The organism is Caballeronia novacaledonica, from assembly GCF_900258035.1.
In the GTDB taxonomy this organism is placed as follows: domain Bacteria; phylum Pseudomonadota; class Gammaproteobacteria; order Burkholderiales; family Burkholderiaceae; genus Caballeronia; species Caballeronia novacaledonica.
Genome location: NZ_OGTP01000010.1, coordinates 104,537 through 127,759, shown reverse-complemented (window position 1 = coordinate 127,759; position 23,223 = coordinate 104,537). Strand labels below are relative to the sequence as shown.

General features: G+C 64.9%; 22 protein-coding genes and 1 tRNA gene. 8 read left to right on the top strand and 15 right to left on the bottom strand.

From position 1 onward, the window contains the following. Positions 1-146 precede the first annotated feature (146 nt). Positions 147-1,529, bottom strand: coding sequence for an oxygen-independent coproporphyrinogen III oxidase (gene hemN / locus NOV72_RS16430; RefSeq protein WP_106855655.1), 1,383 nt, complete (start codon positions 1,527-1,529; stop codon positions 147-149). Between the two features lie 148 nt (positions 1,530-1,677). On the opposite strand from hemN, the gene NOV72_RS16425 reads away from it, so the two are divergent. From NOV72_RS16425 to NOV72_RS16415, 3 genes are all read left to right on the top strand, one after another. Then, positions 1,678-1,968: a YkgJ family cysteine cluster protein gene (locus NOV72_RS16425; RefSeq protein WP_106855654.1), complete on the top strand. Its 291-nt coding sequence runs from the start codon at positions 1,678-1,680 to the stop codon at positions 1,966-1,968. A gap of 66 nt (positions 1,969-2,034) precedes the next feature. Then, entirely contained in the window at positions 2,035-2,628 is a 594-nt protein-coding gene (locus tag NOV72_RS16420; protein ID WP_106855653.1) for a DUF1439 domain-containing protein, read from the top strand. A 63-nt stretch (positions 2,629-2,691) separates the two neighbouring features. Beyond that, positions 2,692-3,525 carry an undecaprenyl-diphosphate phosphatase gene (locus NOV72_RS16415; protein ID WP_106855652.1) on the top strand — a complete coding sequence of 278 codons (834 nt, stop codon included), beginning with the start codon at positions 2,692-2,694 and terminating at the stop codon, positions 3,523-3,525. Positions 3,526-3,604: 79 nt separating this feature from the next. Here the strand turns inward: NOV72_RS16415 and trmB are convergent, their stop codons facing one another. The 3 genes from trmB to NOV72_RS16400 all read right to left on the bottom strand — a co-directional run bounded on the left by trmB (position 3,605) and on the right by NOV72_RS16400 (position 5,099). Beyond that, on the bottom strand, positions 3,605-4,333 hold the full coding sequence (trmB, locus tag NOV72_RS16410; protein ID WP_106855651.1) for a tRNA (guanosine(46)-N7)-methyltransferase TrmB: 729 nt from the start codon (positions 4,331-4,333) through the stop codon (positions 3,605-3,607). Between the two features lie 76 nt (positions 4,334-4,409). Then, positions 4,410-4,484, bottom strand: a tRNA-Gly gene (locus tag NOV72_RS16405). A 54-nt stretch (positions 4,485-4,538) separates the two neighbouring features. Further along, positions 4,539-5,099, bottom strand: a complete 561-nt coding sequence (locus tag NOV72_RS16400) for a YggT family protein (protein ID WP_061135634.1) — start codon at positions 5,097-5,099, stop codon at positions 4,539-4,541. A gap of 798 nt (positions 5,100-5,897) precedes the next feature. Here NOV72_RS16400 and NOV72_RS32320 point away from each other — a divergent pair. The 3 genes from NOV72_RS32320 to NOV72_RS16390 all read left to right on the top strand — a co-directional run bounded on the left by NOV72_RS32320 (position 5,898) and on the right by NOV72_RS16390 (position 7,808). Beyond that, positions 5,898-6,059: a hypothetical protein gene (locus NOV72_RS32320; RefSeq protein WP_167354150.1), complete on the top strand. Its 162-nt coding sequence runs from the start codon at positions 5,898-5,900 to the stop codon at positions 6,057-6,059. 332 nt (positions 6,060-6,391) lie between these two features. Next, a complete protein-coding gene (locus NOV72_RS16395; protein WP_106855650.1) occupies positions 6,392-6,709 on the top strand; it encodes a hypothetical protein in 318 nt (105 codons plus the stop codon). Positions 6,710-6,842: 133 nt separating this feature from the next. Further along, a complete protein-coding gene (locus NOV72_RS16390; protein WP_106855649.1) occupies positions 6,843-7,808 on the top strand; it encodes a threo-3-hydroxy-L-aspartate ammonia-lyase in 966 nt (321 codons plus the stop codon). A 10-nt stretch (positions 7,809-7,818) separates the two neighbouring features. Here the strand turns inward: NOV72_RS16390 and NOV72_RS16385 are convergent, their stop codons facing one another. Genes NOV72_RS16385 through NOV72_RS16375 form a run of 3 tightly spaced genes read right to left on the bottom strand, consistent with a single transcriptional unit; the run spans position 7,819 to position 11,082 of the window. Then, the gene (locus NOV72_RS16385) at positions 7,819-8,487 is read right to left on the bottom strand and encodes a LysE family translocator (protein WP_106855648.1); all 669 of its coding nucleotides are present in this window, start codon (positions 8,485-8,487) and stop codon (positions 7,819-7,821) included. Positions 8,488-8,491: 4 nt separating this feature from the next. Then, positions 8,492-9,487 (bottom strand): asparaginase, encoded by a 996-nt coding sequence (locus NOV72_RS16380; RefSeq protein ID WP_106855647.1) that lies wholly within the window; start codon positions 9,485-9,487, stop codon positions 8,492-8,494. Beyond that, positions 9,484-11,082 carry a UbiD family decarboxylase gene (locus NOV72_RS16375; protein WP_106855646.1) on the bottom strand — a complete coding sequence of 533 codons (1,599 nt, stop codon included), beginning with the start codon at positions 11,080-11,082 and terminating at the stop codon, positions 9,484-9,486. The genes NOV72_RS16380 and NOV72_RS16375 overlap by 4 nt, the downstream gene beginning before the upstream one ends. Before the next feature lie 590 nt (positions 11,083-11,672). Between NOV72_RS16375 and NOV72_RS16370 the strand changes: the two genes are divergently transcribed. Then, positions 11,673-12,818: a lytic transglycosylase domain-containing protein gene (locus NOV72_RS16370; RefSeq protein ID WP_106855645.1), complete on the top strand. Its 1,146-nt coding sequence runs from the start codon at positions 11,673-11,675 to the stop codon at positions 12,816-12,818. A 67-nt stretch (positions 12,819-12,885) separates the two neighbouring features. Here NOV72_RS16370 and NOV72_RS16365 read toward each other — a convergent pair whose 3' ends face one another. From NOV72_RS16365 to hemL, 7 genes are all read right to left on the bottom strand, one after another. Continuing rightward, complete coding sequence (locus NOV72_RS16365; protein WP_106855644.1) at positions 12,886-14,079, bottom strand: pyridoxal phosphate-dependent aminotransferase; 1,194 nt, start codon at positions 14,077-14,079, stop codon at positions 12,886-12,888. After that, the gene (gene nusB / locus NOV72_RS16360) at positions 14,080-14,517 is read right to left on the bottom strand and encodes a transcription antitermination factor NusB (protein ID WP_106855643.1); all 438 of its coding nucleotides are present in this window, start codon (positions 14,515-14,517) and stop codon (positions 14,080-14,082) included. It abuts the gene before it with no gap. Continuing rightward, a complete protein-coding gene (gene ribH, locus NOV72_RS16355; RefSeq protein ID WP_106855642.1) occupies positions 14,514-15,026 on the bottom strand; it encodes a 6,7-dimethyl-8-ribityllumazine synthase in 513 nt (170 codons plus the stop codon). The genes nusB and ribH overlap by 4 nt, the downstream gene beginning before the upstream one ends. Before the next feature lie 42 nt (positions 15,027-15,068). Beyond that, the gene (gene ribBA / locus NOV72_RS16350; protein WP_106855641.1) at positions 15,069-16,232 is read right to left on the bottom strand and encodes a bifunctional 3,4-dihydroxy-2-butanone-4-phosphate synthase/GTP cyclohydrolase II; all 1,164 of its coding nucleotides are present in this window, start codon (positions 16,230-16,232) and stop codon (positions 15,069-15,071) included. A 141-nt stretch (positions 16,233-16,373) separates the two neighbouring features. Next, positions 16,374-16,988 (bottom strand): riboflavin synthase, encoded by a 615-nt coding sequence (locus NOV72_RS16345; RefSeq protein WP_106855640.1) that lies wholly within the window; start codon positions 16,986-16,988, stop codon positions 16,374-16,376. A gap of 27 nt (positions 16,989-17,015) precedes the next feature. Then, on the bottom strand, positions 17,016-18,128 hold the full coding sequence (gene ribD / locus NOV72_RS16340; protein ID WP_106855639.1) for a bifunctional diaminohydroxyphosphoribosylaminopyrimidine deaminase/5-amino-6-(5-phosphoribosylamino)uracil reductase RibD: 1,113 nt from the start codon (positions 18,126-18,128) through the stop codon (positions 17,016-17,018). An 18-nt stretch (positions 18,129-18,146) separates the two neighbouring features. Then, a complete protein-coding gene (hemL, locus tag NOV72_RS16335) occupies positions 18,147-19,430 on the bottom strand; it encodes a glutamate-1-semialdehyde 2,1-aminomutase (RefSeq protein ID WP_106855638.1) in 1,284 nt (427 codons plus the stop codon). Positions 19,431-19,754: 324 nt separating this feature from the next. Between hemL and NOV72_RS16330 the strand changes: the two genes are divergently transcribed. After that, positions 19,755-20,966 (top strand): Bcr/CflA family multidrug efflux MFS transporter, encoded by a 1,212-nt coding sequence (locus NOV72_RS16330; RefSeq protein WP_106855637.1) that lies wholly within the window; start codon positions 19,755-19,757, stop codon positions 20,964-20,966. Between the two features lie 64 nt (positions 20,967-21,030). Here NOV72_RS16330 and NOV72_RS16325 read toward each other — a convergent pair whose 3' ends face one another. Beyond that, positions 21,031-23,142: a prolyl oligopeptidase family serine peptidase gene (locus tag NOV72_RS16325; protein ID WP_106855636.1), complete on the bottom strand. Its 2,112-nt coding sequence runs from the start codon at positions 23,140-23,142 to the stop codon at positions 21,031-21,033. Positions 23,143-23,223: the final 81 nt, after the last annotated feature.

The following is a 23,223-nucleotide window of genomic DNA, read 5'->3' as shown; positions in this document are numbered from 1 at the left end:
GTCGGGCAGTGGCGTGGCCGGCAGCGAGAAGTCCGGGCATGCCCGGCGCTTCGCATCGGCAGGGAAAATGGATGGGCGCCGTGTCGCAGAATTGGGGCGTCCAAGGTGGCTGTCATTCTAAGCCACCGAGGCCGTTCGAACACCGCTCAGATCGTGCGCGAGAAGCGCCGCAGGCTCGACTGTCCCAGATAGCGGTCGAATACCGACGCGACGTTGCGCACCAGCATGCGTCCGGCGGGCAGCACGCGGATCGCGTCGCGCGAGAGGTCGATGAGGCCGTCGCCGGCCATCGGCGCGAGGCGCGCGAGTTCGTTCGCGAAAACGGCCGGGAATTCGATGCCGTGCGTCGCCGAAACATCAGCGAAACGCAGCTCGCCACCGCACATGAGACGCATGATGACGTCGCGGCGGAGAGCGTCGTCGGCGGAAAGACGCACGCCGCGCGTGATGGCGAGATCGCCCGCGTCGATCGCGGCGGCGTAGTGCTCGAGCTCGCGCGCGTTTTGCGCGTAGACATCGCCGATCTTGCCGATCGACGACGCCCCGATGCCGATCAGATCGCAATCCGCGCGCGTGCTGTAGCCCTGAAAGTTGCGCTGAAGCGTGCCGGCTTCGAAGGCGCGCGCGAGTTCGTCGCCGGGCAGCGCGAAATGATCCATGCCGATGTACACATAGCCCGCCTCGCCCATGCGCTCGATCACGCGTTCGAGAATCGCGAGGCGCACGGCGGGCGAGGGCAGCGCGCTTTCGTCGATCTGCCGCTGCATCTTGAAGAGCGACGGCATGTGCGCATAGCCGAACACCGACACGCGATCGGGTTTCAGATCGATGATCGCGTCGAGCGTGCGCGAGAAGCGCTCGACGCTCTGATGCGGCAGCCCGTAGATCAGATCGACGCTCACGGACTCGAAGCCGTTCGCACGCGCGGCGTCGAGCACGGTTTCGGTCATGGCGCGCGGCTGGATGCGATTGACGGCGCGCTGCACGCGCTCGTCGAAGTCCTGCACGCCTAGGCTCAGGCGATTGAAGCCGAGTTCGCGCAGCAATGCGATCGTCGCCGCCGAGGCCTCGCGCGGATCGACTTCGATCGAATATTCGGCGCGTTCATCGGAAACGAGATTGAAATGCTCGCGGGTCGCGGACATCAGTTCGGCCATTTCGCCGTGCGAGAGGAAAGTCGGCGTGCCGCCGCCCCAGTGAAGCTGCGTGACCGGACGCGAGGTGTCGAAAAGCGCGGCCTGCAAGGCGAGTTCGCGCTTCATCCGGTCGAGATACGGGCGTGCGTGCGCGCGATTTTTCGTCGCGATCTTGTTGCAGCCGCAGTAGAAGCAGACGGTGTCGCAGAACGGAATGTGGAAGTACAGCGAGAGATCGGCGTTCGCGTTCGCCTTGCTCGCGGCTTCGCGATAGTGCGCGGGATCGAACGAATCAGTGAACTGGACGGCGGTCGGATAGGACGTGTATCGCGGGCCGTGCGCGTCGTAGCGCGCGAGCAGATCGGGACGAAAGAAGGGCGCTGCGGCAGTCATGACGGACCTCGGGGAATCGTCCGAGTGTAATTGCGCGGCGAACGCGATATTTGCGTGATAAGGTCGCAGCCCGACAGCATCGATTTGACGAAGCGCAAAGATGAGGCGTGGGACAATATCGATTCTTTTTGCGCGGTTCAGTGTCGCCATGTCGATCGATTCTTCGTCTCATGCTTGCCGGGAAGGGTGCGGTGCGTGTTGTATCGCGCCTTCTATTTCGAGTCCGATTCCGGGCATGCCGGACGGCAAGCGCGCGGGCGAGCGTTGCGTTCAACTGGGCGATGACCTGCGTTGCAGGATTTTCGGCGATCCGCGCAGGCCGGCGTGTTGTTCCGGTTTGCAGCCGTCCGGGGAAATGTGCGGCGAGACGCGCGAATATGCGTTGACGTGGATCGAACGACTGGAAGCGCAGACGCGGCCCGCGCAACTGCCGTTATGATCGGCAGTCCAAGTGCCGGACCGCGCCACACGGCGCAGATTTGAAAAAAGTTCTGGAGGATCACGCATGACGGAACCCGTCGCGCCGCTGCGGCGCCGGTTCGTGCTGGCGGGACTGTTGTCCCTGTCCGCACTCGCATTCACTTCGACGGCGCAATCCGCGTCGAACTCGATATTCCCCTTCATTCCGGACCACTACACATTTTCGACGCAGCAGGTTCAGGACGCAGTCGCGCGCAAGTTTCCGCTGCAACGCACGGCTTCGCAAATATTCGACGTCGTCCTGAGCAATCCGGTCGTCGGCATGGCGCCGGATCGCAACCGCGTGACGGTGCGCGTCGATGCGCGCCTGTCCACGCCGTTCATGCCCAATCCCGTGACCGGCGTGTTCACGCTCTCGACGCAACTCGGCTACGACGCGGCGAGCCGTTCCGTCATTCTCGTCTCGCCATCCGTCGACGGTGCGCAGTTCAGTGGCGACGCCGCGCAGTACAACCAGCAGATTGCGTCGGTCGGCGCGCAACTCGCGGCGCAACTGCTCGACCGCTACCCGATTCACACCTTCAAGCCCGAGGAACTCCAGTTCGCGGGCGTGTCTTACGAACCCGGTACAATCACAGTCCTTACAAACGGCATACGTGTGCAGATCGTTGAGAAGTAAGTCGAAATCTCTGCGCAATGTGCTCCACAAGCTACGGCGATAACGGCGAACAAAGGCTGACGCATGGACTGGATATTGATGTTGAAGGCGCTCGTTCTGGGCGTCGTGGAGGGCTTGACGGAATTTCTGCCGGTTTCGAGCACGGGGCACTTGATCGTGGCGGGCAGTTTGCTGAATTTCACCGACGCGCAATCGAAAACCTTCGACGTCGTCATCCAGTTCGGCGCCATTCTCGCGATCTGCTGGGAATATCGCGCGAAGATCGGTTCCGTGGTCGCGGGCCTGCCCGTTCGCGCCGACGCGCGGCGTTTCACGCTGAACGTGATCATCGCGACCATTCCGGCCATCGTTCTGGGGCTGCTTTTCGAGAAGGGCATCAAGTCGGTGCTGTTCTCGCCGGTGCCGGTGTCGGTGGCGCTGATCGTCGGCGGCATCGTGATTCTGTGGGCGGAGTCGCGCCAGCGCGAACGCGCCGTCACGCCGCACGTGCATTCCGTCGATGATCTTTCCTACTCCGATGCCTTCAAGGTCGGTCTCGCGCAATGCTTCGCGCTGATTCCCGGCACTTCGCGTTCCGGCGCGACGATCATCGGCGGGATGCTGTTCGGACTCGAACGGCGCGTCGCCACGGAGTTTTCGTTTTTCCTCGCGATTCCGATCATCTTCGGCGCGACGCTCTACGAAATGGCGAAGTACTGGCGCACGCTGACCGCCGACGACTTCGGGCTCTTCGCGATCGGACTGGTCGCGGCGTTCGTCAGCGCCTTCGTCTGCGTGCGCTGGCTTTTGCGCTACGTCGCATCGCACGATTTCACGGCGTTTGCGTGGTATCGCATCGGCTTCGGCTTGCTGATCCTGATCGTCGGATACAGCGGCGGGCTGAGCTGGGCGGACTGATCGCGCTTTTGCCGCGCACGATGCAAAACGCCACGGCTTGCCGTGGCGTTGTCGTATCTGCGCGGCGTTTCAGCGGCGTTCAGCGGCGGCGGAACATCAGGTCCCACACGCCGTGTCCGAGCCGCAGGCCGCGTCGCTCGAACTTCGTGACCGGACGGAAATCGGGGCGCGGCGCATAGCCGTCCGCGGTGTTTTCCAGCGCCGGTTCGGCGGACAGCACTTCGAGCATCTGTTCCGCATAGTTCTGCCAGTCGGTCGCGAGGTGCATATAGCCGCCCGGCTTCATGCGCGACACGAGCAGCGCGACGAACTTCGGCTGGATCAGGCGGCGCTTGTGATGACGCGCCTTGTGCCACGGATCGGGAAAGTAGATGTGCACGCCGTCGAGACTGCCGGGCGCGATCATGTGTTCGAGCACTTCCACGGCGTCGTGCTGAAGAATGCGGATGTTGCCGAGCCCTTGTTCGCCGATCAGCTTCAAAAGCGCGCCGACGCCCGGCTCGTGCACTTCCACGCCGATGAAATCATCGCCGGGACGCGCGGCCGCGATCTCCGCCGTGGTCGCGCCCATGCCGAAGCCGATCTCCAGCACGCGCGGCGCCTGCCGGCCGAAGAGCGCGTTCCAGTCGCCGGGCTGCGGCGCGTAGGGCACGACGTAGCGCGGACCGAGATCGTCGATCGCGCGCTGCTGGCCCGGCGACACACGGCCCGCGCGCGTGACGAAACTGCGGATACGGCGATGGCGCGGCGTGGCATCTTCGTTGACGTCGGGCTGGTCGCGGCCGTCGTCCTGGGGATCGTGGTTCATGAGGCGATGCTGAAAACAGATGCGGGAAACTAAAAAGCCGCCCAGACGTGACTTGGGGCGGCTTTCGCTGGAATGCTGGAGCGGGCGATGGGAATCGAACCCACGTCAGTAGCTTGGGAAGCTACGGTAATAGCCATTATACGACGCCCGCATGAGCCGGCTATTGTAAGCGCAACGCGTCACGAGGCGCAATTGCGCACGGCGTTCAGATCCCGAACAGCGTCATGGATACGGCGACGCGCGTCACGACCATCAACAGCACCTGCACGATCACGAACAGCAGGATCGGCGAGAGGTCGATGCCGCCGAGCCGCGGCAGAATGCGCCGCAGCGGATCAAGGAACGGCGCGGTGATCTGATAGAGCAGCGGCATTGCCGGCGATTGCGGATTGAGCCATGACAGCAGCGCCATCAGGATCGTCACCCAGATGATGAGGTTCAGCGCCCACTTGACGACGGTCAACAGCGCGACGAGCAGAAGGATGGGCACCATGAGCGTCGGATCGACGCCGGCGAGCACGACCATCAGCGTGACATACACAGCCGACGCGATGAACGCCGCGACGATGCTCGCCCAGTCGATCTTGCCGCCAGGCAGGATCTTGCGCAGCGGCAGGACGAGCCAGTTGGTCGCCTGCATGACGGCGTTCGAAACCGGGTTGTAGGGCGGCATGCGCACGACCTGTATCCATGCGCGCAGCAGCAGCGCCGCGCCGAACAGGGTGAACAGGGTGTTGAGCAGAAAACGGGCGATATCGCCGAACATCTCGGGTCCTCTAGGATGCGTGCGCAGTGTCGCGACGTGCGCCGGGTCTTATTGACGAAAAGGTGGAGAAGGCGGACGCGCTAGCGGGCGAAGATGCGCCCGATGGTGGTCCGGGAGGGGCGGCCGCCTGCGCGGCGCGGATCGTGAATGCTGACCTTGATCATTGTTCGTTCTCTGGACTTGAGTATCGTGCCGAAGCCAACGCGGCGCGAGGCGCATCGTGCGCGATCCGCGCGATTGCACCCGTGACCTTCGATGAAGCTTCGCGATTCACTGCATGCGGCGTCTCGAATTCCCCGCCCAGCAGGCGCCTCGATGGTTGCCTGATGGGTGCCGGACGTCACCATAACATGGCTTTGAGGCTGCTTGGGGGCGTTGTCGCACGTGCCGCGAGCGATTCTCCGGACAAACGCATGAAAGGCAAGTGAAAGTCATGACGAGGGCGCTTTGATGACGAACGCGTGCATCTGAAAACCCTAGTGTTGCCAATTTGAGACGATCTCGAAAAGGCGTATTTCACGCAAAACTGGCAGGATATAAATACGGAAAGCGAAAGAGGAAATTGTCGCGCGGCATCCGATTGTTTCTTGTCGGCAGCTATTTTCCGGCCGAAGGGCATGTTTTCTGCTGTATGTGGTTAAACACACATCGACATATATATCTTGGTTTCTTTGCGAACATCGAGGAACGAACAAGCGCGTTAATACTAAACAGAACACGGATTCAGCGGGAGACGGCACGCGGCCCACGGCCGGTCGCGCTCCCTTCGGGTTTCATTCGCTACGTTCGGAGGTCGCCATGAGTATTTTCTCTTATCGAAAGCATCTGCGATTCTTGAGCCAGGCCCAGCGGCGTCGCTGGTGGGACCAGAAAAAGCGCCTGACGCCTCGGGTGGTGATCGGCGCGGCCTATGTTCCGCCGAACGTGACGCGTGAATTCGCTTATGTGAAAGTGGGTTGAAACGCTTTTAAGAATCTCGCGCAATACATTAAGAGCCCCGCCGGATGCATTGTCCGGCGGGGTTTTTTCGTTCATTTGTAAATATACGTTACCTGGTTTTTGGAACGCTAAACCCATTGCGACGTGCGCGGATCGCAGAGGTCCGTCGATCGGTCGATCCGGGCACGCTCACAGGCGACGACCGGCTTTCAATTCCGCGCCGGCGTTAAGGAACTTGCAATTTGCAACAAATGGCCCCTGCGACCGACCGTGTTTTTCGATAAATTAAGTTCATACCGTCGCTCGTGAGCCGTGGGGAACGGCCAACACGCGAAGCGGCGAGGAGAACGAAAGTGAAAAAGCTCGGTGGTTTGTTGGTTGCCGGTGCGCTTGGCGTCGGCTTTGTCGGTGCCGCGCAGGCGCACGTTTCTGTCGGCGTGGGTATCGGCGTGCCGGCGTATCCGGTCTATGCCGCGCCGCCCGCGCCCGTTTATGTGGCTCCGCCGCAGCCTGTGTACGTGGCTCCGCCGCCGCCCGTCGTGTACGGGCCGCCTGCCGTGGTCGTAGGCGGTTACGGCGGTTACGGCGGTTACCGTGGATACGGCTACTACGGCCGTCCGTATTACCGGCATCACGGGTACTACCGTCACGGTCCGGGCTGGCGCTACTGATCGACCGGATCGAGTGGCATGGAAAGAAGGCGATGCAGGTTTGCATCGCCTTCTTCGTTTGGAGGACGCCTTTTGAATTCCGCCGGCGGAACTGGGAGAATGATGAACCTCGTCATCTCGCACGCTCATGCCAATGTCCTCTCTTCCCGCCCCGACTTTCGATGACGTCGCCGATGCCGCCCGGCGCATCGAAGGCATTGCCCATCGCACGCCCGTCCTGACTTCCCGCACCGCCGACGCCATCGCGGGCGCGTCGCTCTTTTTCAAGTGCGAAAACTTCCAGCGCATGGGCGCGTTCAAGTTCCGCGGCGCGTACAACGCGCTCTCTCATTTCGACGACCGTCAACGCGCCGCCGGCGTGATCACGTACTCGTCGGGCAATCATGCGCAGGCCATCGCGCTGTCGGCGAAGCTCGCCGGCATCCGCGCGACGATCGTGATGCCCGAGGACGCGCCCGCCGCGAAGATGGAAGCGACGCGCGGCTATGGCGGCGAAGTGATCACCTATGACCGCTACACGCAGAATCGCGAGGAAATCGGCCGGAAGCTCGCCGAGGAACGCGGCATGACGCTGATTCCGCCGTACGATCATCCGCATGTGATCGCCGGGCAGGGCACGTCGGCGAAGGAACTGATCGAGGAAACCGGTCCGCTCGATTACCTGTTCGTGTGTCTCGGCGGCGGCGGACTCATCGGCGGCTGCGCGCTCGCGGCGGCCGCGCTGTCGCCGGACTGCAAGGTGATCGGCGTCGAGCCGGAAGCGGGCAACGACGCGCAGCAATCGCTCGCGCGCGGCGAGATCGTGCGTATCGAGGTGCCGCGCACGATCGCCGATGGCGCGGCGTCCACGCACGTCGGCGAATACAACTTTCCGATCATCCAGCGTCACGTGGACCAGATCGTCACCGTCAGCGACGCGCAGTTGATCGAGACGCTGCGCTTCTTCGCGCAGCGCATGAAGATGGTCGTCGAGCCGACCGGCTGTCTCGCGGCGGCGGCCGTGCTGCAGAAAGTGGTGCCGGTCGAAGGCAAGCGCGTCGGCGTGATCGTGTCGGGCGGCAACGTCGATCTCGCGAAGCTGGCTCAGTTCGTCGCGTGATCTCGCATCGTCATGATGTCGCGTTGACGATCAGATCGCGGTAGCCGTTCACGATCACGCTGTACGCGAAGTAGGCGAACAGCACGGCGGACATGACGTGGCACGCGCGCAGGAGCTGGGTGCCGGCGCGCTTTCTGCCGTGGCTCGCGAGCGTGCAGATGAAGATCGTCCAGCCGAGCCCGCCGCAGAAGAAGCCGATCAGAAACACCGACGCGGAAACGGGACTCGACGCGCCCGATTTCGCGATGAGCGCGCCGCCGACCGCCGCGAACCACAGAATCGCGCTCGGCGACGATACCGCGAGCAGGCATCCGCGCAGGAAGCTTTTCAAGTGGCCGGGGCGCGGCGCGCCGAGATCCGCTTCGCCTTCGACGGGCGGCGCGGACGCGGGATTGAGCGCTTCACGTGCCATCTTCCACGTCAGAAAGAGCAGCACGATCGCGCCGCCGATCCACACGACCCAGCGCACCGCGGAAAACTGCAGCAGCGCCGACATGCCCGCGAGCGCGAGCATCGCATAGACCAGATCGCCGAAACACGTCCCGAGGCCGAGGACGAGCCCCGGTTTGAAGCCGTGCGACAGCGCGAGCGAAATGATCGCGACGTTGGCGATCCCGATATCCAGACACAGCGACAGCGACAGAAAAAAACCGTCCGACAGCAACGACCACGAGTGCATGTTGTTATTGATGGTTGTGAAGTGTGAAGCGCACGTCGAGACGGCCGGTCGGCACGTTCATCGTGTTGCGTGTCGGCGGATTGCGGAATGTGGCGAGCGCGTCGCGCTGCGCCTGCGTGCCGATGCCGAGCGTATCGAGCACATGGACGACGACCGCGTTGAGCACCGACGTGTTGCCGTCCTCGACCTTCACCGCGATGCCGATCGCGCCTCGTTCGCCGCGCACGCCGATCGCATAGCTCGCATCCGCGCCCGTCTTGCCGACGAGCGCGCCGCCGAACGCCTGCATCAGCAGCGTGCAGAAGCGTCCTTCGCCCGCGACGAGTTCCGGATACGACGTCATCGCGCGATAAATGCGCGCGAGCGGCGAGCCTTCAGGCGCGGCGGCGATCTTCATATAGAGCCGCGCGAGACGGTCGAGCGGGAAGGCGGGCGTCGGCAGATTGCAACCGTCGATGGCCCATTGCACATCGTCGTCGGCGAGATCGACTGCGCGCGCGACCGTGCGCTTCACGTGCGCCTGGAGCGGATGAGCGGGCAAGTGGTAATCGGCGAGCGGCGCGTTCATCGCCCGCGCGCCCGCAAGCATGCCGGCGTGCTTGCCGGAGCAGTTGCTGCACGCGGCGGTCGGCGTGAAGTCGCGCCTGATCCAGTCCTTGTACACCGCGTCCGAGATCGGCGCATGGCCGCCGCAGCGCAGATCGCTTTCGCTCGCGTTCGACTTGCCGAGCATCGCGAGCGCGCGCTCGATATGACGCGGCTCGCTGCTATGCGATCCGCACATCAGCGCGAGGTCTTCGTCGGTGAAGCCAAAGCGTTCGAGCGCGCCCGTTTCGATGACCGCGAGCGCCTGCGCGGGCTTCGCCGCCGAGCGCGGCAGCGTCAGGCGATACGGATCGCCAAACGAATGCACGAGGCGTCCGTTTGCATCGACGACGGCGACGTGCGCCGCGTGCGTGTTCTCGATGACATCGCCTCGATAAAGCGTGGCCGCGATCATGGTTTATCCAGTCCGATTTCAGTCCACAAAGCATCGACGCGACGCTTGACCGCTTCGTCCATCACGATCGGGCGGCCCCATTCGCGATTCGTCTCGCCGGGCCATTTGTTGGTCGCATCGAGTCCCATCTTCGAGCCGAGGCCCGCGACCGGCGACGCGAAGTCGAGATAGTCGATCGGCGTGTTGTCGACCATCACGGTGTCGCGCGCCGGATCGACCCGCGTCGTGATCGCCCAGATGACTTCCTTCCAGTCGCGCACGTTCACGTCTTCATCCACCACGACGATGAACTTCGTATACATGAACTGCCGCAGGAAGCTCCACACGCCGAACATCACGCGCTTCGCGTGGCCCGGATAGCTCTTCTTCATCTGCACGATCGCCATGCGATAGCTGCAGCCTTCGGGCGGGAGATAGAAGTCGGTGATTTCGGTGAACTGTTTCTGCAGCAGCGGCACGAACACTTCGTTCAGCGCGACGCCGAGCACCGCGGGCTCGTCGGGCGGCTTGCCGGTGTAGGTGGAATGGAAGAGGGCGTCGCGGCGCATCGTGATCTTCTCGACCGTGAAGACCGGAAACCACTCCTGCTCGTTGTAATAGCCGGTGTGATCGCCGTACGGCCCTTCGAGCGCGTGCTCGTATTTCGCGGCGGCGGACGCCGACGGACGCGGCGGCGCGCCTTCGGGCGCGGGCGGCGGCGTGCCGTCCTGCGGATAAATGAAGCCTTCGAGCACGATCTCGGCGCGCGCGGGCACCTGAAGCGTATCGACGCCCGGCGTCAGGCATTTCGCCAGTTCGGTGCGCGAACCGCGCAACAGGCCCGCGAACTGATATTCGGACAACGAATCGGGGACGGGCGTGACGGCACCGAGGATCGTCGCGGGATCGGCGCCGAGCACGACCGCGACCGGATACGGCTTGCCGGGATTCGCGAGTGCGAACTCGCGGAAGTCGAGCGCGCCGCCGCGATGCGCGAGCCAGCGCATGATGAGCTTGTTGCGCCCGATGAGCTGCTGCCGATAGATGCCGAGATTCTGGCGCGGCTTGTTCGGCCCGCGCGTGACGGTGAGGCCCCAGGTGACGAGCGGTCCGGCGTCGCCGGGCCAGCAGGTCTGGATCGGCAGCCGGTTGAGATCGACGTCATTGCCTTCCCACACCACTTCCTGGCAAGGCGGCGCGCTGACCGACTTCGGCGCCATGTCCCACACGGCCTTCGCGAGCGAGAGCAGCTTGCCCGCGTCCTTCAGGCCCTTCGGCGGCTCGGGTTCTTTCAGCGCGGAAAGCAGCCTGCCGACATCGCGCAGTGAACTGAGCGCGGCGACATCGCTGCCGAGGCTGACGTCGCCGCCGCTCGGCGCTTCCGTTTCGATACCCATGCCGAGCGCGACGCGCCGCGTCGTGCCGAACAGGTTGGCGAGCACGGGCATCGTGTGGCCGGTGGGCGCTTCGAACAGCAGCGCCGGCCCGCCCGCGCGCAACACGCGATCCGAGACTTCGGTGATTTCGAGAATGGGGGAAACGGGCTGCCGAATGCGGCGCAGTTCGCCGAGCGCCTCGAGGCGAGCGGTGAAATCGCGCAGATCTTTGTATTTCATCGATGGTCGAATTTGGACTCGAAGGCGCCGGAACACGAGGCTCGACGGGCGGGACGGCTGCGCGCTAGGCGATTGTCGATTTTACCTGCGACGGCGTCCGTGCGTTGGGCGACATTGAGCGAAATCCGCTTGGAATCGCCCGCGAGACGTGGTTTTTGAGCGCTGAACGCTGTTCAATATAACTGTAAGTAATTGAAACACAAGTCTTTAGCATTGACGGATAATTAAACCCTGATAGAATCGCTTGGCATCTCTTGCAGGTTTTGAAACTTTTTACCTTCGCCTCAGGTCTGTTTTGACGCAACATGCGTCGCCTGCGCCGCTCCTGCCCGGCGATTCATGGTGTTTGGTTGTCATCGCCGGCGTTTCTCGCGCCGGTTTTTCGCGTGGAAAGCCACGTGCGCATTGAGGGCACGAAGTTCGTGCCGCGCAACCCGGCGGTTTTTTCGCCGGATCGGCTTTCCAGACGGCGCATGCCGTATCCCCGATGCCGCTGATGCTTGCCGAGAGCGAGCGGTGTCTGATTTGCGCTCCGAATACGCGATTTATTCGTATTCATCTGCGCAAATCATGCAACATTGGGAGTATCGATGAACACTTCGGTTTGGTGGGGTTCCGACACCCGCGCCGCGCAGATCGTGCGCATCGCGCTACGTCGCGGACGCCGTTTGAGTCACCATGTCTTCGCGATGGTCGGTTGTGCCGCCGTCGTCAGCGCGCTCGCACTGTGGTTGCTGCCTTCGTGGCGCACGAACTTTGCCGCAAAGATCATGCCTTTCGTGTCGGCCGCCGTGCAGGCGGGACCGGCGCGCCTGCTCGCGGGCCAGCCGCTGCCGCCGTTCTCGGCGGTCCATCCCGCGCCCGGCGAAGCCTCGCTGCCCGTGAATGTCGCCGCGAACACGGCGCCGTCGGACAATCCCAAGGCGGCCGCAGCGGGACCGTCGCTCGGCGCCGCCGCCAGCGACGACGCGAGCACGCGTCAGCTTACCGGCGGCATCAGTCTCGCCGTGTCGCCCAACGGACTCGATCCGCGCACGATGCCGTCCGTCGCCATGCTGGCGAGCATGATTCCCGCCCAGCGCGTCGTCGCCGATGCGCGCGACGACCGCGTGCTCGTCTCGACGCGCGAGCAGAAGCTCGTCTCGAACTTCATCGCGCGGCGTTATCGCGTGGCGGAAGAGCCGGTCGCCGATCTCGTGCGCGCCGCGTTCGACACCGGCCGCGAAGTCGGTCTCGATCCGCTTCTCTTGCTTTCCGTCATGGCGATCGAATCGGGCTTCAATCCGTACGCCGAAAGCGGCGTCGGCGCGCAGGGCCTGATGCAGGTCATGTCGAAGGTTCATTCCGACAAGTTCGAATACTTCGGCGGCTCGCACGCGGCGCTCGATCCGCTCGCGAACATCAAGGTCGGCGCGCTCGTGCTGAAGGATTGCATCGCGCGCGGCGGTTCGGTGGCGGGCGGTCTGCGCTACTACGTCGGCTCGACCACGCAGGACGACGGCGGTTACGGCGCGAAGGTGCTGGCCGAGCGTACGCGTCTGCGCGATGTCGCGCGCGGCCGCAACGTGCCGATCAACGCGCCGCAGGCGCCGGTTCAGGCCGCGCCGAAGCAGGTGCTGGCTTCGACGGCGGCAGACAAGCGCGTTCATGTGACCATCGATTCCAAGAAGTCGGTTTCGCAGGACGAGGGCGACGGAGAAGCGAAGCACGTCGCATCGGCGGAAATGGGCGCTTGAAGATTCGTCGGACACAAAGAAAAAGGGCACCTTCGCGGTGCCCTTTTTTCGTTCCTGCGATGCGGTTTTATCGGCGGAATAGCGTGCCCAGCCGCTCGACCGCTTCCTCCAGCTTCGAGTAAGCCGTCGCGTACGAGAGACGGATGTAACGCTGCGGCGCATGAAATCCGAAATCCACGCCCGGCACGAGCACGACGCCCGCGTCGTGGAGCATCGAGTGCGTGAGCGCGTCGCTGTTGCCGGCGGCGGGGTGATGAACCGTCGTCGTATCGGCGTAGACGTAGAACGCGCCGTCGGGCACCACCGGCACGCCGAAGCCGAGCGAGCGCAGCGCCGGCACGATGTAATCGCGCCGCCGCTTGAATTCGAGGCGGCGCGCTTCGTAGATCGCGAGCGTCTGCGGCTCGAAGCACGCGAGCGCCGCGTGCTGCGCGAGCGCCGACGCGCAGATGAACAGATTCTGCGACAGCTTTTCGACCGCGCTCACCATCGCGTGCGGCACGACGAGCCAGCCGAGCCGCCATCCGGTCATGTTGAAATACTTGGAAAAGCTGTTCACCGTGACGACATCGTCGCCGAAGGAGAGGGCGGACACGGGCTTCGCGTCGTAGCTCAAACCCTGATAGATCTCGTCGACGATCGTGAAGCCGCCGCGCGCACGCACCGTCTCGACGATGCGCCGGAGTTCGTCCGGCTCGATCGACGTACCGGTCGGATTCGACGGCGACGCGAGCAGCACGCCGCGCGTGGCCGGTCCCCAGTTTTCATCGACGTGCCCGGCCGTCAACTGGAAGCGCTCGGCCGGACCGCTCGCGATGAGCACCGGCTTGCCGTCCGCCGCCGACACGAAGTGACGGTTGCACGGATAGCACGGATCGGGCATGAGCACTTCGTCGCCGTGATCGACGAGCGCCATGCACGCGAGCAAGAGCGCCGCCGACGCGCCCGCCGTCACGACGATGCGCTCCGGATCGATAACCAGGCCGAACGTGTCGCGATAATGCCGCGCGATCGCCTCGCGCAGTGCGTGGATGCCGAGCGCGTTGGTGTATTGCGTGACGCCGCGCTTCAAGGCGTCGGCGGCGGCGTGAATAACGGGCTCGGGCGCGGTGAAGTCCGGCTCGCCGATGCTCATGTGGATGACGTCGCGGCCCGCGCGTTCGAGCGCCTGCGCCTCTTTCATCAGTTCCATCACGTAGAACGGCTCGATCGCATCGACACGCGACGCCAGCCGCACGAGCGGTTCCGCGCCCTCGTTCATTTACGCTCCGCGTCCGCGCGCCTGCGCTTCGGTGGGACGCATCGCCACGGCGAGCTTGTCGAGCACGCCGTTCACGTACTTGTAGCCGTCCGATCCGCCGAAGGTCTTGGTCAGTTCGACCGCCTCGTTGATGACGACGCGATACGGCACGTCGATGTGATGCTTGAACTCGAACGCGGCCACCAGCAGCACCGCGCGCTCGACCGGTGACAACTGCTCGATCGGGCGGTCGAGACACGGCTGCAACTGCTCGGACAGCGCGTCGGATTCCTTGATGACGCCGTGCAGGATCGCATCGAGATGCGCCTGATCGGCCTTGTCGAAGCCTTGCGCGTTGCGCAGTTGCGCGTCGATTTCGCCGGCGGGCGCACCCGACAGCAACCACTGATAAAGCCCTTGCGTCGCGAGTTCGCGCGAACGGCGTCGAGCGCTCTTCATGCGCGGTCCTCGTCTTCTTCGTCGTCTTCGTCTTCGTCATCGCCGTCGAGCTGTTCGAGCGCGACGGACAGATTCGCCATTTCGACCGCCACGCGCGCGGCGTCGCGGCCCTTTTCGGTCATGCGGGCGACGGCCTGCTCGTCGTTTTCGGTCGTGAGCACGGCGTTCGCGACCGGAATGCCGAAATCGAGCGCGATGCGCGAAATGCCCGCGCCGCTCTCGTTCGACACGAGTTCGAAGTGGTACGTCTCGCCGCGCACGACGGCGCCGAGCGCGATCAGCGCGTCGAACTGGCCGGATTCCGCGAGCTTTTGCAGCGCAAGCGGAATTTCGAGCGCGCCCGGCACGGTGACGAGCAGCACGTCCTGGCCGATCACGCCGAGGCGTTCCAGTTCCTCGATGCACGCATCGGCGAGGCCGTTGCACACCGGTTCGTTGAAACGCGACTGCACGATGCCGATGCGCAGTCCGTCGCCGTCGAGGTTCGGCTGGTATTGTCCGATTTCCATGAATGAGGTCCGTTGGTTTTAGCTATTTGGTTGAAAGAGGTGTCAGGCCGAGCGCAATTGCGCGATGGCCGGATCGGCGGGCGCGGCGGTGGCGGGGCAGCCGGGCATCGGCACGAAGCCCGTCACTTCGAGCCCGTAGCCCGACATGCTGCCGAGCTTGCGCGGCGTCGCGAGCACTTCCATCTTGCCGACGCCGATATCGCGCAGAATCTGCGCGCCGATGCCGTAAGTCTTGAAGTCGATCGGGCGGCGCTTCAGTTCGGCCGCCTTGTCCTTCTGGTCGAAGGCGCGGAACACGTCGACGAGATGCTCCTTCGTGTCGCCGCAATTGAGCATGACGATCGCGCCGAGATCGCGCGCGGCGATTTCCTTCATCGCGGCGTCGATGGTCCACGAGTGCGTCGAGGAATCGATTTCGAGGAGATCGAGCACCGAGAGCGGTTCGTGCACGCGCACCGGCGTCGCGCGGTCGGGATGCGGCGTGCCGCGTACGAGCGCGATGTGCGGCGAATGCGTCGGTTCGTCGCGATACAGCACCGCGCGGAACGGGCCGTGCGCGGTCTGCATCGTGCGCTCGCAGACTTTCTCGATGATCGACTCGGTGCGGCTGCGGTAATGGATCAGATCGGCGATCGTGCCGATCTTGATGCCGTGCTGCTCCGCGAATTCGATGAGATCCGGCAGACGCGCCATTTCGCCGTCGTCCTTGATGATCTCGCAGATGACCGCCGCCGGCGTGAGGCCCGCGAGCGCGGTCAGGTCGCAGCCGGCTTCGGTGTGGCCCGCGCGCACGAGCACGCCGCCCGGCTGCGCCATGATCGGAAACACGTGGCCCGGCTGGACGATGTGCTCGGCGCGCGCGTCGTGCGCGACCGCCGTGGCGATCGTTTTCGCGCGGTCCGACGCGGAAATGCCGGTCGTCACGCCTTCGGCGGCTTCGATGCTGACCGTGAACGCCGTGCCGTACTGCGTGCCGTTGCGGTGCGTCATGAGCGGCAGGTTCAGTTGCCGGCAGCGCTCCTGCGTGAGCGTGAGACAGATGAGGCCGCGGCCGTGCTTCGCCATGAAGTTGATGGCTTCGGGCGTGACGAATTCGGCGGCGATGACGAGATCGCCTTCATTTTCGCGGTCTTCTTCGTCGACGAGGATCACCATCCGGCCGGCTTTCAGTTCAGCGATGATCTCAGGAGTGGAGGCGAGCGACATAATGACGTCCCGTACGGGGTCCGGTTTGGGGAAAGCGCGTATTTTACGCCACGGCCGATGGACCGTTGCTGAAATCGGCGGGCAGCCGGGCGGTGCGTCCACGCCCGGCGGACGAACCGCGCCGGGCATGAAACGCCCGCGTCACTGCGCGCTCATCATCCGTTCGACATAGCGCGCGATCAGATCGATTTCCAGATTCACCTTCGCGCCTTTGGAGAGCGCCTTGAGCGTCGTGACTTCGACGGTATGCGGAATCAGGTTGATGGAGAATTCGCAGCCGTCGGCGCGATCGCTCACGGAATTCACGGTCAGACTCACTCCGTTCACCGTCACCGAACCCTTGTAAGCCAGATATTTGCCGATGTCCTTCGGCGCGACGACGCGCAATTCGTGCGATTCGCCGACGGGTTCGAACTTCGCCACGACGCCCAGTCCGTCGACGTGGCCGGACACGAGATGCCCGCCGAGCCGGTCGTGCGCGCGCAACGCCTTCTCCAGATTCACTTCGACGCCCTTGTCGCCGAGCCCGACCGTCTTGTTGAGACTCTCGCGCGACACGTCGACATCGAACGCATCGGCGGACTTTTGAATCACCGTCATGCACGCGCCCTGAATCGCGATGCTGTCGCCGAGTTCGACATCGGCGAGATCGAGACCGCCCGCCGCGACCGTCAGACGAACGCCCGCTTCCGGCTCCGAACCGAGCGGCGTGACTTTCTCGATGCGGCCCACCGCCGCGACAATTCCTGTAAACATCGGCTTCGTTCCTCGAATCGTGTGTAATCAGCTCGCGACGTTGGCTTCCGCGAAGCGCGCGAGAATGCGCAGATCGTCGCCGAGCCGGTCGATGCGATGAAATTTCAGATGCGGCCGCGCGTCGAGCGTGGCGGGCGGCGCGAAGTCGAACATGCCGGGCGCGCTGCCGAGCAGGCTCGGCGCGAGATAGATCAGCAGTTCGTCGACGCAGCCTTCACGCAGCAGCGAGCCGTTCAGTTTGTGACCCGCTTCCACGTGCAGCTCGTTGATGCCGCGATCGGCGAGCGCGGTGAGCATCGCGGGCAGATCGACCTTGCCGTGCTCGTTCGACAGTTCGATCAGGTCCGCGCCTTTCTCGCGCAGCGCGTCGATGCGCGCCGGATCGGCGTCGGCGGCATGGAAGATCCACGGCGGCGCGCCGTCGAGAATGCGCGCTTCTTTCGGCACGTCGAGACGGCTGTCGATCAGGATGCGTTGCGGCTGGCGCGGCGTGTCCACCGCGCGCACGGTCAGTTGCGGATCGTCCTCGCGCACCGTGCCGATGCCCGTCAGGATCGCGCAGGCGCGGGCGCGCCACGCGTGGCCGTCGGCGCGTGCGTCCTCGCCGGTGATCCACTGGCTTTCGCCCGTCGGCAGGCCGGTGCGGCCGTCGAGCGTGGCCGCGACTTTCATGCGCACCCACGGACGGCGGCGCGTCATGCGCGACACGAAACCGATGTTCATCTCGTACGCCTCGTTCGCGAGCAGCCCGCAGCGCACGTCGATGCCCGCATCGCGCAGCATCGTGAGGCCGCGTCCGGACACCGACGGATTCGGGTCTTCCATCGCGGCGATCACCTTTTCGACGCGCGCATCGATGAGCGCGTGCGCGCACGGCGGCGTGCGCCCGAAATGGCTGCACGGTTCGAGCGATACATACGCCGTCGCGCCGCGCGGATCCTTGCCGCGCGAGCGGGCGTCCTTGAGCGCCTGCACTTCGGCGTGATCCTGGCCGGCGGGCTGCGTGTAGCCCATGCCGATCACTTCGCCGTTCTTGACGAGCACGCAGCCGACGCGCGGATTCGGCGTGGTCGTATACATGCCCTTGGAGGCGAGCGCGAGCGCGCGCTCCATGTGCGTGAAGTCGGTTTGCGAGAACATCGGCGCGGCCCGCGAGCGTCAGGCGGCGAGCGACGCGAACGCGCCGCGCGCGGCGTCGATCGTCGCGTCGATCACGGCGTCGTCGTGCGCGCTCGACACGAAGCCCGCTTCGAACGCCGACGGCGCGAAGTACACGCCCGCGTCGAGCATCGCGTGGAAGAACGCGTTGAAGCGCTTCGTGTCGCCGTGCTGGATCTGCGCGAAGCTGCCCGGCACCGAATCCATGAAATACAGGCCGAACATGCCGCCGATCGAATCGGCGGAGAAGGGCACTTTGGCATCGCGTGCGGCATGCGAAAGACCGTCGACGAGCTTGCGCGTCTGCTTCGCGAGATCGTCGTAGAAGCCGCGGCGCTGGATCAGTTGCAGCGTCTTGAGGCCCGCGGCCACGGCGACCGGATTGCCCGACAGCGTGCCCGCCTGATACACGCCGCCGAGCGGCGCGAGATGGGCCATGATGTCGCGGCGTCCGCCGAACGCCGCCGCCGGCATGCCGCCGCCGATGACCTTGCCGAGACACGTGAGGTCCGGCTCGATGCCGTAAACCTCCTGCGCGCCGCCGAGCGCGACGCGAAAACCGCACATCACTTCGTCGAAGATCAGCACGGAGCCGTACTCGCTGCAGCGCTCGCGCAGCGCGTTGAGGAATTCGGGCGTCGCGCGCACGAGATTCATGTTGCCCGCGACCGGCTCGACGATCACCGACGCGATTTCCGGGCCGAACGCCTTGAACGCTTCGTCGAGCTGCTCGACGTTGTTGTATTCGAGCACGGTCGTGTGCTTCGCGATATCGGCGGGCACGCCTGCGGACGTCGGATTGCCGAATGTCAGCAAGCCCGAACCGGCCTTGACGAGCAAGCTGTCCGCGTGGCCGTGATAGCAGCCTTCGAACTTGATGATGCGGCTGCGGTTCGTGAAGCCGCGCGCGAGGCGCAGCGCGCTCATCGTCGCTTCGGTGCCGGAGGACACCATGCGCACCTGTTCGATCGACGGCACGAGCTTGCAGATTTCCTCGGCGATTTCGATTTCGGCTTCGGTCGGCGCACCGAAGGAAAAGCCGTTCGCGAGCACGCGCTGCACGGCGTCGAGCACTTCGGGATGGACGTGGCCGAGGATCATCGGGCCCCACGAGCCGATGTAGTCGATATAGCGCTTGCCGTCCGCGTCCCAGAAATACGCGCCTTGCGCGCGCTCGATGAAGCGCGGCGTGCCGCCGACCGAGCGGAACGCGCGCACCGGCGAATTCACGCCGCCGGGAATGGTTCGCTGGGCGCGTTCGAAGAGAACTTGATTCTTGGACATGGATGAAGGCCTGCGCTGAAAGTGGATGCGGGAGTCGCGAAGGGCGGCGTTTCGTCTGGGGCGAGAAACGTGGCCGAGAGGCGGAGAAACGATCCTGAAATTGTACCGGAGTCGTTGCGAACGGGCGGTGTCGCGCCTATGACGGCGATGGGCGCCGCCCGGTTCGCTGAGTCCGGAGCTTTTCCGGCGCGCCCTCGGCTGTCGGTTAATGAGCCTGGCGCGTCGCGGCGCTCAGGGCCGGATCACGTGAAAGCGTCGCGTACAATAATTGCTCCCGACGCGGCAAAGGCCGCGTGCCTCGACACTTCCCCTCCTGCGAACTCCATGCCCGACACCACCCGGCGCCGGCCCGATGGCCGGCTGATCCTGTTGCTCGGCGCGCTCGCCGCGTGCGGCCCGCTGTCGATCGACATGTATCTGCCGAGCCTGCCTTCGCTCGCCGCGTCGTTCGGCACGAGCCCGGCGGCCGCGCAAAGCACGCTCACGAGCTTCATGTTCGGCTTCTCGTTCGGCATGCTGCTCTATGGCCCGATGTCCGACGCTTACGGCCGCCGGCCCGTGCTGCTCGGCGGCATCGCGTTGTACGCGCTCGCGAGCATCGGCTGCGCGGCGGCGTTTTCCATCGATGCGCTCGTCCTCGTGCGCTTTCTGCAGGCGCTCGGCGCGGGCGCGGCATCGGTGCTCGCGCGCGCCATCGCCCGCGATGCCCACGAACCGACCGACGCCGCCCGCGTGCTGTCGATGCTGTCCATCGTCACGTCGATCGGGCCGTTGCTCGCGCCGCTGATCGGCGGGCAATTGCTGCTGCTCGGCGGCTGGCGCGTGGTCTTCGTCGCGCTCACGCTCTTCGGTCTGACGTGCGCGGTGACCGCCTTCCTGCGCGTGCCCGAGACCTGGCCGAAGGAGAAGCGCGCAAGCGCGGCGGTCGGCAAGTCGTTCGCCGCGTACGGACATTTGCTGACCGATCCCGTCACCTGGGGCCACATGATGTGCGGCGGCATGGCGTTCGCGTCGATGTTCGCGTACATCACCGCGACGCCGTTCGTCTATATCGATTACTTCCACGTGAAGCCGCAATACTACGGGCTGCTGTTCGGGCTGAACATCGTCGGGATCATCGCGGGGAATCTGCTCAACACGAAGTTCGTCGGCCGCGTCGGCGCGATGAAAATGATCTCGGCCGCGTCGTTCGTGAGCGTCGTGGCGGCGCTCGCGGTCGCGCTCATGTCGCTGACGGGCTGGGGCGGCTTGTGGTCGATCGTGGCGACGCTGTTTTTCGTCGTCGGCGTGGTCGGCTTGCTGTCGGCCAACTGCACGACCGAGCTGATGCACCGCTACCCGCACAACGCGGGCGCGGCCGCCGCCGTGTTCGGCGCGATGCAGCTCGCGCTCGGCGCGCTCGCGAGTCTCGCGGTCGGGCTCTTTCACGATGTCTCGCCGCACGGCATGGGCATCGTGATCGGCGTATGCGGCGTGCTGACCTTCGCCGGGCGCACGCTGGTGCTGCGCTCGCATGCGGTGCCCGTGAAGGTTTGAGCTTCGCAAGGAACGTGCGTCGCTTTACGTGTCCGAAGCGGATCGGCGCGCGCAGCACACCTTGTCAGACGAGCGGCCCGATCGTCGATGCGAGGAACGTGAACGCGGCCGCTTCCGCCTGCGCGACCGCTTCCGGCTCGACGCCCGCGCCGTGTCCGCCTTCGCCGGTTTCCTGATACCAGACGTTCGCGTGGCCTAGCGCCTGCATTTTCGCGGCCATCTTGCGCGCGTGGCCGGGATGCACGCGATCGTCGCTCGCCGATGACGTGAAGAGCGCCGGCGGATACGCGGCATCCGCCGTCACGTTCTGATACGGCGAGTACGCTGTCAGATGGCGCAGGTCGGCGGCGTCGTCGGGATCGCCGTATTCGTCGATCCACGATGCGCCTTGCAGCAGCAAGTGAAAGCGCGCCATGTCGAGCAGCGGCACTTCCGACAGCACCGCGCCGAACAGCTCGGGCCGCTGAACCATGCAGACGCCCGTGAGCAGCCCGCCGTTGCTGCCGCCGCGGATCGCCAGTTGTTTCGAAGTGGTGACGCCCGTATCGACGAGCGCCTCGGCCACCGCGATGAAATCGTCGAAGGAAATCTGGCGATTCTCCCGCAGCGCCGCCTGATGCCACGCCGGACCGAACTCCCCGCCACCGCGAATGTTCGCGACCGCGTACAGGCCGCCGCGCTCCAGCCACGCGATGCCGGTCGTCGCGTCGTAGCCGGGATCGAGCGCGACTTCGAAGCCGCCATAACCGTAGAGCAGGCAAGGGCGCGCGTCCGTGCGCGTCTCGACGTCGCGTCCGATCAGCCAGTAGGGAATGCGCTCGCCGTCCGGCGCGATCGCGTGGCGGCGCGTGGCACAGAGGCCCGTTGCATCGAACTGTGCGGGAAGGCGTGCGAGCAGTTGCCACGGCGCGTCATCGGCGAGATCGGCGTGATACAGCGACGGCGGCGTCAAAAAGTGCTCGACGTGGATGAGCACGGTGTCGTCGCGCTCGCTGTCGATCGAATCGACCCATGACTGGCTCGCTTCCGGCAACGCGAAATCGCGCGTCTGCCACTCGCCTTCGAGACTCGCGGGCGGGCGCAGCAAGGTGACGCGCGGCGTGCCGTCGTCCATCTGCGAGACGATGAGGAACTGTTTCGTGAAGTCGATGCCCGCGAGCACGAGACGATCGGCCGGCGTGAAGAGCGCGATGAAATGGCGCGAGCCTTCGAGAAACGCGTCGCGCCGGATGACGGCCAGCGTGCCGGGCGCGTAACGACGGCCGCCCGCGTTCCAGAACTTGCGCGGCGTCACGAAGAGCCAGCCGTTCCAGTGCTCGATTTCCGCGTGCGCCGGCAGTTCGTATTGGCGCCATTCGTTCGATGTCTCGTCGAGCCAGTAATTGAGCGTGTCGTAAAACGACACCGCGCGCGAAGCCAGATGCAGCTTTTCGAGCGGATCGTAGTCCACGCCCGCCGATACGTCGCGCCGGTTGCCGTCGAACACGACGGGCGCATCGGCGAGCGGCGTGCCGCGCTTCCATCGACGTGACTGACGCGGAAATCCCGAAGTGGTCAGCGCGGGGCGCGGGTTCGTCTTGCTGTCGTCCCAGCCGACATAGACCGTGTCGCGATCGATCCACGAAATATCGTGCTTGCCGACATCGGGCAGCACGAAGCCGTCCGCGACGAAGCGCTTCGACGCGATATCGAACTCGCGCACCATGCACGCGTCCGAGCCGCCCGGCGAGAGGCTCACGAGCGCGCGATCGTAGTCGGGGTAGAGCATGTCGAAGTCGGCGAGCGCCCAGCGGGTGCCGCCGGCTTCCTGCGTGTTGATATCGAGTGCGTCGACGTCGAGGATCGTTTCCCAGACCGGCGCGCCCGCGAGCCACGCGCTCCACGGCGTGCGGCGCACGATGCCGAGCGGATGCGCGTCGTCCTGCCAGGTGTTGTAGGCCCAGTCGCCATATCGCGAACACGACACGATGCGATCCTGCGACGTGTACGCTTTTTCGAGCCGCGCGGCGAGCGCGCGCGCTTCGGGCGTGTTGCCGAAGGCAGCCTCGGTGCGGCGGTTCTGGCGATCGACCCAGGCTTGCACGCGGGCGTCGTCGAGCGCTTCGAGGCCGATGAAGGGATCGGGACCGTCCGACGTGGTCCAGGCGAGTTCGGGATTTGAGGTGAGGAGAGTCATGCGGCGCAGGCGGATCGAAATGCAAAACGCCGATTGTGCCTTGTTACGGCCGCACCATGAAAAACGCCACGGCTGAACCGT